This window comes from Polaribacter filamentus (assembly GCF_002943715.1).
Classification (GTDB): domain Bacteria; phylum Bacteroidota; class Bacteroidia; order Flavobacteriales; family Flavobacteriaceae; genus Polaribacter; species Polaribacter filamentus.
In genome coordinates this window covers 1-7,570 of record NZ_MQUA01000010.1, presented here as the reverse complement: position 1 = coordinate 7,570, position 7,570 = coordinate 1, and the positions used below count along the sequence as shown (strand labels likewise).

Here is a 7,570-nt window from a genome sequence, read left to right as displayed (position 1 = left end):
AATAAAACTCTTCTTTTAAAAGAGGTTTTACCAATACACACCTCTAACTTCTAGTAAAGTGGCTATGGTATTTGTTAAGCATAATTTGTAACGCTTGATCTTGAATTTAAAGAAACTTGATTAAAACTACCTCACCATTATAATCGGCTGTAGAAACATATGGAACGTGTTTAAAACCAAACTTTTTAACTTTTTGTGCATTTTTCACAAAAATATTTTCTGTGAGATCTCTTAAATTTTTTGTACATTTAAATTACCTGTATTTTAAAACATAGCGTCGTATAAGGTTACAACACCAAAATTGCCATCATTGCTAAATCTCTTCTAAAAGGTCTAAATTCATGAAATCTACAGCAACTTCAGGATTAAAGGCTACAAAGGCATTCTTTAAACTACACTTTCTGGCGCATTAATTTGGCTTGATCTCTGTTTAAATCTAATCCATTTGCAGCATATCTGTCTTTTTTTAATAGCCACAATATTTGCCATGGGCACAATTGCCAACTCAATATCATCTAAAATATTTTATATTTTCATCATTTAATAATTGATGAATTAAATACAACATTCCTTCTGTACTTGCCGATTCATCCCCATGCAACCCACCTTGCATCCAAACCCTACTTTTTCTTTTGATTTGGATTCGTTAAAATAACCATCGGAATTTCTCTTCCTTTTGGAGTTTTACCTATAATAGATAATTTTATTTTTTGAGGATTTTCAACTACCAAACCATTCAAAAAACTTTTTAGTTCTTTATAATTTGTATAGCCTTTTTTTTTTTTAAAGCAGGCGTCACATTTTCTACGGATGTAACATCAGGAAAAAAGTTTCTGTAATATTTTTTGATTGCTGACTTAATTGTCCAGCAATTGGCCAATGAAATCAATAAAATTAATAATGTATAGATTGTTTTTTTCATCCTTAAAAAGCTAATGTTAGAATTAATCTAAAAATATTTCATCTTCTGTAGTTGGTAATCCTTTATTGGTATTAACACCATCACTACCATCTGTTATGGTATACGATTGCTTGAAATTTTAGCGGCATAACTCCTTGTTAATATTTTGTTAGATCTATTGTCTAAAAGTGGCGTGTTTAGAAATGAAAAAAACAATCTATACATTATTAATTTTATTGATTTCATTGCCAATTGCTGGACAATTAAGTCAGCAATCAAAAAATATTACAGAAACTTTTTTTCCTGATGTTACATCCGTAGAAAATGTGACGCCTGCTTTAAAAAAGAAAAAAGGCTATACAAATTATAAAGAACTAAAAAGTTTTTTGAATGGTTTGGTAGTTGAAAATCCTCAAAAAATAAAATTATCTATTATAGGTAAAACTCAAAAAGGAAGAGAAATTCCGATGGTTATTTTAACGAATCCAAATCAAAAAGAAAAAGTTAGGGTTTGGATGCAAGGTGGGTTGCATGGGGATGAATCGGCAAGTACAGAAGGAATGTTGTATTTAATTCATCAATTATTAAATGATGAAAAATATAAAAATATTTTAGATGATATTGAGTTGGCAATTGTGCCCATGGCAAATATTGATGGCTATTTAAAAAAAGACAGATATGCTGCAAATGGATTAGATTTAAACAGAGATCAAGCCAAATTAATGGCGCCAGAAAGTGTAGTTTTAAAGAATGCCTTTGTAGCCTTTAATCCTGAAGTTGCTGTAGATTTTCATGAATTTAGACCTTTTAGAAGAGATTTAGCAATGATGGGCAATTTTGGTGTTGTAACCTTATACGACGCTATGTTTTTAAATACAGGTAATTTAAATGTACCAAAAAATTTAAGAGATCTCACAGAAAATATTTTTGTGAAAAATGCACAAAAAAGTTTAAAAAGTTTTGGTTTTAACACCGTTCCATATGTTTCTACAGCCGATTATAATGGTGAGGTAGTTTTTAATCAAGGTTCTTTAAATTCAAGATCAAGCGTTACAAATTATGCCTTAACAAATACCATAGCCACTTTACTAGAAGTTAGAGGTGTAGGTATTGGTAAAACCTCTTTTAAAAGAAGAGTTTTTATTACCTTTTCTGTAGCAATATCCTTTCTGGAAACAACCAAAAATAATAAATTATTGGTCAAAGAGGAAATTGAAAAAGCAATCAATGAACAAAGAGAAGATGTCGTTGTAACTCATAAAAGACCAATTTATAAAGATACAATTCAAGTTATTGATTTAAACACAGAACGAATAATTGATTTAGAAGTAAAAAAACGAGATGCCGCTAGAGTAAAACCAATTCTTGTAAGAAAAAGACCAATTGCCTATTATTTGGACGAAGATCAAAAAATACTTGTCGATAAAATGCGAATTTTAGGAGTAAAAGTAGCGCAGCTATCAACAGATGAAGAAAAAATGTCTGAAAGTTACACGATTACGTATTACGATAAAAACTTCAAAAAATACGAGAAAGTTAATCAGCAAGACGTAAGAACAATGATTATAAAAGAGAAAAAAATGTTCAAAAAGGGAACTTATAAGGTCTCTATGAATCAAAAAAGAGCAAACATCGTTATTGAACTTTTAGAGCCAGAAGCGCCCAATAGTTTTGTAAGTTTTGGTCTTTTAAAAACCAAAGAAGGAGCGCAATTACCAATATATAGAATTTTAAATTAAAAATAAATACAATCGAATATGAAACGATTTCAGAACTTCAATTTTAGGATAACACTTTGTACTTTTTTATGTGTTTGTGTTCCTTTTTTTGCAATAGCTCAAGATGATGATGAAGACCAAGATCAGGAAAATGATAGAAATAAGGTGAGTTTTAATGTAGGTAGTGGCTTAAATTTTCTTTGAACGATAATCAATATCAGTTTAATTTGGGTGGTTTTGTTCAACCAAGTTTTATGTCTTCCAAAGCAGATGGTCTTGACCGAGAAAACGAATTTAATTCTAGAAGATCTTATTTGTATTTTTCTGGAAATGCGGTAAAAGAAAAGGTGAGCTTTCTATTTCAGTTAGATTATAGTTTGCAAGAACCTTTGTTGGATGCTTGGATTGCATATCATCCTCACGAATCAACAACCATTACTATTGGTCAAAAACAAACGTTTTTAAACAATAGAGAAATGATGTATAGAGAAGATCGTTTGCAATTTACAAACCGTAGTTTTTTAAGTACTAATTTTAGTGAAACTGGTAGAGAATTTGGAGTTTTTGTAAGTTCTAAATTTGGCGATAAATTCGGAATTGCACCAATGTTAGCAGTAACTTCTGGCGATGGAAGAAACTCTTTTGGAGCAAATTCTAGAGATACAGATTTAGGTGGAATCAAATATGGTGGACGTTTAGACTTATATCCTTTAGGATTTTTTAAACCAGGAAACGATTTAACAAGCACGGATTTAGAAAGAGAAGAAAAATTAAAATTCGTTCTTGGGTTTGCAGGAAGTCATAATATAGGTACAAGTAATGCTGTTGGCGAAGGTCATGGAAATTATATTTTATATGATGTAAATGGCGAAAATAATTACCCAGATTACGTACAAATTTATGCCGATATTTTACTAAAATATCAAGGTTTTTCTTTATTAGCAGAATATGTAAATGCAAGCGCTTCTAATATAAACGAAACCTATATCGATGCAAATGCAACACAAATTTTAGCACCAACTCAAATAAGCGATTTTTTAACTTTAGGCGATAGTTTTAACGTGCAAGTTGGTTATGTAACCGTAAGTGGTTTTAGTTTTGATGCGCGTTACGAAAACAGAACGCAAGAATTTGTTACAAACGTAAGTTCTGTTTTGCAAAGTGCCAATGCAACTACTTTTGGTTTGTCTAAATATTTTGTTGGCAACAGCTTAAAAGTACAGTCTTCATACAGTAACTACAATCCAAAAATTGGCACTAACATAAATCAGATTGATTTGTTATTTCAGATTACTTTCTAATGAAAAAAAGTGTCATATTTATTTTATTTAGTTACTGTATTTTGTCATTATATAGTCAAAATTTAATACCAAATACAACTGGTTCATTTACCTATAATCCTTCAGGAGCATTGAGTTCAAAATCTATTGAAGTTTTTTATCATATTCCTAACGGAGAGGTAAAAACGATGCCAATAGTAATGTCTTTTCACGGCGTAAATAGAAATGCAGCTGATTACAGAGATTATTGGATATCTATGGCAAACAATAATAAATTCATGGTATTTGCACCACAGTTTTCTGATGAGGATTTCTCAACAGGAGATGCGTATAATTTAGCCAATATTTTTAATGATGGAGATAATCCTTCTTTATCAACATTTAATGCAAAAGAAGAATGGACTTTTTCTGTTTTAGATCCTTTGTTTGAACAAATAAAGTCAGCCGTTTCTGGTACGCAAGAAAAATATAATGGTTGGGGCCTTCTGCTGGTGCACAATTTTTACAACGTTTTGTTTTGTATTTACCAAATAGTAAATTAGATATTGCAGTTTGCTCAAACGCTGGTTGGTATACTGTTCCTGAGTTCTCTATCGATTTTCCTTACGGATTAAAAAAAGGCCAATTGCCAAATTCAGATTTAAAACTAGCTCTTTCTAAAAAGCTAATCATTCATTTAGGAACTGGAGACACAGACCAAAGCTCTTCAGGATTAAGACATAATGCAGTTGTAGATACTCAACAAGGTTTAAGTAGATTGGTTAGAGGACGCTATTTTTTCACAGAAAGTCAATCAACAGCACAATCTTTAAATACTACTTTTAATTGGGAAAAGGATGAGGTTTTTTTAGTAGCACATGAGGCTCAAAAAATGGCTAACGATGCTCTAAAGCATATTTTAAAAAGCACTCTTTCTATTGATGAACAACTCAAAAATAACTTAATTATATTTTATCCAAACCCTGTAACAACTATTTTAACTTTTGATAACTCAAAACTAAAATCTAAAAATGCTGCTTTGTATTCGATTACTGGCAAAAAAGCATCTTCTTTTTTATTTAATAGCTTTGTTGCAAATCAAAATATTGATGTCTCCAAATTAGCAAACGGAATTTACTTTTTAAAAGTTGGTACTTCTTTAGTAAAGGTTCTCAAAAAATAAATAGTTTGTTTTCACCAACAATCTATAATTCATGCTTGTAAATTATATTGCTGATGCAAAATGAGTTGGATAACATGTTCGTAATTCTTTAGATAGAAGATAGTCATGTGTAATATAGTTTGTATGCGCTCTATAAAGTTATATTGGACATATTATTTCTGATAGATAGCTTTAAAAGAAATAGTTTATGCGCTTTTAATTCTAGGTCTTTTGCTACCAATTTTCAATGACTACTTTAATGGACGGTCCATTTTACTAAAGCCGTTTACCTTAAGTGTAAATAGATGACCTCGCTACGTATTGGAAAATTTTGAGCAGCTACTTCTATCCAACAAGTCTGACAGGTTTAATGTAATACCAATTTAGTTAATAAATGCCGCATTAAATGCATTTAAAAAATGATGATTTCCAGTTATAGATTTAATCGTTTCACTATCCATTTTCGTGACGGTTTTATGCAGCCATTCTTTAAGGTTTTCCATTTTTTCAAAGCGTTGATTTTTAAATCTATTTTTAATGTATTGCCAAACTTGTTCACAAGGATTTAACTCTGGATTATAAGGGGGGATTCTTAATAAATGAATATTTTCAGGTATTTCGATATTCTTTGTTGAATGAAAACCTGCGTTATCGATTACCACAATTTTATATTCCTTAGGCTTATATAAAGAGAATTCTTTAAGATAGGCTTCGAATATTTTAGTATCAACACCATTAATTTCCCATACAAAACAATCTCCATTGATTGGGGAATAACTTCCATATAGATAAGTTGTTTTGAAAATATGCTGATAAGTAACTATTGGTTTGACTCCACTAGCTGTTAAATATTTTCCTAAATGATTCATCATTCCAAATCTAGCTTCGTCTTGAAAATATAGATTTACCTCTTTGTATTTATTTTTATTTAGACTTAATCTAATGTTGTTTAGCGTATTAGGTAGTTTTTAAAAAGGCTTTTTCAGCCTCTACATTTTTTTTGTAATGAGATTTTCGCGGGCTTTTAAGTTTTGTTTTAAAATGTTGCTTTAAATACTCTCGAATACGTTGATATTTTATCTCAATCCCATAGGTTTCATTTACCCATATTTGCGCATCCCAATATCCTAAAAAAGGGTTGAGAGGGTCATTAACTCTTTGCGATAAACCTAAATGAATTTCAGAAGTAATAATTTTTGATTGTTTATTTTTTGGCTTATCACTAATCATTTGATCAATTCCAAATAATTTATAGGTTTCTACCCATCTTTCTAATGTTCTGATGTGAACTCCTACAGAAGCTGACACTTCTTGTCGAGTTTTAAACTTTTTTGTCTTTATATAAATTAAAGATTTTACTCGCTTTTCCCCTTTTAATGTTGTTTGCTTTGACACTAATTCTTTAAGCTCAATTAGTGATTCTGAAATATCTAAACTTGCTATTCTTCCCATAACGTAATATAATGAAAATATACGGCATTAAAAAACTATTTTGGTATAAGTTACTTAAAAACAGGTGTAATTCGTTTCACTTTTGTGAATTATAAATGAAGTTTTTCATTTATAATTCCTTGTTTACTGTGTTTAAAATATCCATAATAACTTTTGGTATGATAAAGCAGTTAAAGATAATTTTAAAAAAAGTTTAAAAAAAGGTTGTGTAATTAAAAAGGGGGTGTATATTTGCACCCGCTAACGGAAATACAAGTAGGTTAGTAAGTTCATTAATAGGTTGTATTTGCATAGGGTTTAGAAGTTTTGCGTTCAGATTTGATGGGTATATTTTTCAATAAAAAAAGTTTCATTTTTATTAGGTTGTAAAACAAAATTCATTGTATGTTTGCAATCCCAAATTTAGGGAGTGTAAGTTCAAGATTTTATCAGAGGTAAATAATTTAAAAAACTTTATTTTTTTCTTGTCAGTTTAGAGAAAGTTTGTATATTTGCACCCGCTAACAAATACGGTAAAAAAGTTCAGGGAGATTTTGGAAAGGTTTAGAGATAAATCGACTAGTTCGAGTCTAGTATTTCTACAAAATTAGGGGTTATTAAGATGTGTTAAGCATTATTAATATACTTTAAAAGTTCATTGAAAATATTGAAATTGACAGCGTAAACAAAGAGTAGAATAACCATGTTTAGATTTATTTAGACAAAAATTCTTTTGAAACTTATTCATTCATATTATTTAAAATATACAATGAAGAGTTTGATCCTGGCTCAGGATGAACGCTAGCGGCAGGCCTAACACATGCAAGTCGAGGGTAACAGGGAGCTTGCTTCGCTGACGACCGGCGCACGGGTGCGTAACGCGTATAGAACCTACCTTTTACAGGGGAATAGCCTTTAGAAATGAAGATTAATGCCCCATAGTATTGTAGACTGGCATCAGTTTACAATTAAAGATTTATCGGTAAAAGATGGCTATGCGTCCTATTAGTTAGTTGGTAAGGTAACGGCTTACCAAGACATCGATAGGTAGGGGTCCTGAGAGGGAGATCCCCCACACTGGTACTGAGACACGGACCAG

Annotated in this window: 8 protein-coding genes and 1 rRNA gene; 5 read left to right on the top strand and 4 right to left on the bottom strand. The window is 30.7% G+C overall.

The features are described from left to right. Positions 1 to 392: 392 nt before the first annotated feature. A complete protein-coding gene (locus BST83_RS21125) occupies positions 393 to 515 on the bottom strand; it encodes a hypothetical protein (RefSeq protein ID WP_302849442.1) in 123 nt (40 codons plus the stop codon). Then, positions 512 to 637 (bottom strand): M14 family zinc carboxypeptidase, encoded by a 126-nt coding sequence (locus BST83_RS21315; protein WP_367889131.1) that lies wholly within the window; start codon positions 635 to 637, stop codon positions 512 to 514. Before BST83_RS21315 ends, BST83_RS21125 begins: the two co-directional genes overlap by 4 nt. 467 nt (positions 638 to 1,104) lie before the next feature. Here BST83_RS21315 and BST83_RS01945 point away from each other — a divergent pair, with 467 nt between their 5' ends. From BST83_RS01945 to BST83_RS01930, 4 genes are all read left to right on the top strand, one after another. Next, entirely contained in the window at positions 1,105 to 2,640 is a 1,536-nt protein-coding gene (locus tag BST83_RS01945; protein WP_104808347.1) for a M14 family metallopeptidase, read from the top strand. A gap of 179 nt (positions 2,641 to 2,819) precedes the next feature. After that, positions 2,820 to 3,920, top strand: a complete 1,101-nt coding sequence (locus tag BST83_RS01940) for a putative porin (protein WP_104808346.1) — start codon at positions 2,820 to 2,822, stop codon at positions 3,918 to 3,920. Further along, positions 3,920 to 4,441, top strand: a complete 522-nt coding sequence (locus BST83_RS01935) for a hypothetical protein (protein WP_104808345.1) — start codon at positions 3,920 to 3,922, stop codon at positions 4,439 to 4,441. Before BST83_RS01940 ends, BST83_RS01935 begins: the two co-directional genes overlap by 1 nt. Then, on the top strand, positions 4,375 to 5,061 hold the full coding sequence (locus BST83_RS01930) for a T9SS type A sorting domain-containing protein (RefSeq protein ID WP_170062709.1): 687 nt from the start codon (positions 4,375 to 4,377) through the stop codon (positions 5,059 to 5,061). The genes BST83_RS01935 and BST83_RS01930 overlap by 67 nt, the downstream gene beginning before the upstream one ends. Before the next feature lie 362 nt (positions 5,062 to 5,423). Here the strand turns inward: BST83_RS01930 and BST83_RS01925 are convergent, their stop codons facing one another. Continuing rightward, positions 5,424 to 5,984: an IS630 family transposase gene (locus BST83_RS01925; protein ID WP_104808084.1), complete on the bottom strand. Its 561-nt coding sequence runs from the start codon at positions 5,982 to 5,984 to the stop codon at positions 5,424 to 5,426. Between the two features lie 13 nt (positions 5,985 to 5,997). Next, positions 5,998 to 6,492, bottom strand: a complete 495-nt coding sequence (locus BST83_RS01920; RefSeq protein ID WP_104808085.1) for a winged helix-turn-helix domain-containing protein — start codon at positions 6,490 to 6,492, stop codon at positions 5,998 to 6,000. A gap of 745 nt (positions 6,493 to 7,237) precedes the next feature. On the opposite strand from BST83_RS01920, the gene BST83_RS01915 reads away from it, so the two are divergent. Continuing rightward, positions 7,238 to 7,570, top strand: a 16S ribosomal RNA gene (locus BST83_RS01915); the annotation flags it as partial.